The following is a 1,153-nucleotide window of genomic DNA, read 5'->3' as shown; positions in this document are numbered from 1 at the left end:
TAGCAAGAAGTGGACGATGCCAATACGGGACTGGAAAGCGGCACTGAACCGCTTCGCCATCCAGTTTGAAGACCGGGTACCGCAGACTTAAACGAAAAACCGTTTACACAGAATTCAGTACACCCCCCTGACGTTCATCATCCACATCATCGGCACCCTCGCCTACTCCGTGCGCATCGCCGGCATCCGCACGCGGCGCATCGCCGTATCGCTGGCCCTGTTCAGTATTCTGATGCTGCTGTCGCGCACTTCGAATTACTTCCTGGGCCCGTTTTTCAGCCTTACCTTCGCCAAGCGCGTGGAAACAGGTATAGACCAGCATGTTGCCGCCAGCACCTTATTGGGCGACTTCCGCTGGCTGCTGTTCTCCGCCAGCCTGGCGACCATCCTCGGCGCGATCCTGATCCCCACCTTCCAGCGCGCCTTCTGCCGCGCCGTCGAACACTTCCAGGTGCACCGCTCCGTGCCCAAACTGCTGCTGCACGCCGTCTTCAAGGGCGGCTTGTCCTACCTCAAGGCCTCCGCCAGCCTGCCCAAGCCCGCCAACGTCACGGGCCTGCGCGAGAAATCGGGCGTCTCTATGACAGCCATGAACGTTATCGCCACGGCCCTGTGGACTGCCGGCGTCTTCGCGGCGTTGTACGCGGGCGTGCTCGACCCCAGCGTGCGCGCCACCTCCAGCACGCTTTCATCGATCATCAACGGTGGCGCCACCGTCATGATGGCCGACTTCATCGGCACGTGGTGTCGGGCATGACGGATGACGTCATCGAAGGCAAGATCGAAGAATCGCCATTCCGGCGCGCAGTAGTGTGGCTGGTAGGAAGCAGATTGGCGGGGACGCTGATTGCGCAATTTTTGCTAGTGCCGTCGGCGGTGCTGATTGTGGGGGTGAAGAAGGGGTTGTGAAATTTACTTAACAGGGTGTTGAATTAATCGCCGTGCCCGTCAACCATCACGGGCCGGTAAACGTTGTTTCATCAGCCCCACTTTCCCACCGCCATCATGCGCAAGACCGACGTCACCCAGCACTCTCTGTACAGTTACCGCTCGTTGGAGGAACGCATCCCGGATGCGCATCCCTTGCGCAAATTGCGAGTACTGGTCGATGCCATCCTGGCCAACATGAACGATGATTTCCAGGCGCTGTATT

At 59.3% G+C, this 1,153-nt stretch carries 2 pseudogenes; both read left to right on the top strand.

From position 1 onward, the window contains the following. Positions 1-112 precede the first annotated feature (112 nt). Positions 113-909, top strand: a pseudogene (locus CSZ94_RS27305) (lipid II flippase Amj family protein). 96 nt (positions 910-1,005) lie between these two features. Further along, positions 1,006-1,153: pseudogene (locus tag CSZ94_RS29125) on the top strand (IS5/IS1182 family transposase); the annotation flags it as partial.

It is taken from the genome of Janthinobacterium sp. ROICE36, from assembly GCF_002869965.1.
Classification (GTDB): domain Bacteria; phylum Pseudomonadota; class Gammaproteobacteria; order Burkholderiales; family Burkholderiaceae_D; genus Janthinobacterium.
This window is presented reverse-complemented; position numbering and strand designations above follow the sequence as displayed.